Below are 238 nucleotides of genomic sequence, written 5' to 3' on the forward strand. Positions count from 1 at the left end.
GGTCGGGCCGGAGGAGACGGTGATGCCGACCGGCGTGGAGTCCGCGGAGGCGCCCATGCTGTCGTAGGCCTTCGCCACCAGCGAATGACCGCCCACGGCAAGGTCGGAGACGTTCAGCGCGTAGGGCGCGCTGGTGTCGGTGCCCAGCAGCTTGGTGTCGTCGTAGAACTCCACCTTGCTGATCGTGGCGTTGTCCGCGGCCGCCGCGGTGGCCGCCAGCGGCACCGCCTGACCCTGG

General features: G+C 71.0%; 1 protein-coding gene. It reads right to left on the reverse strand.

What is annotated here, in order from left to right; translation table 11 throughout:
• A partial coding sequence (locus ADK65_RS08445; RefSeq protein ID WP_159038744.1) for an Ig-like domain-containing protein occupies nt 1–238 on the reverse strand: 238 nt, incomplete at both ends.

Source organism: Streptomyces sp. NRRL B-1140 (assembly GCF_001280065.1).
GTDB lineage: Bacteria > Actinomycetota > Actinomycetes > Streptomycetales > Streptomycetaceae > Streptomyces.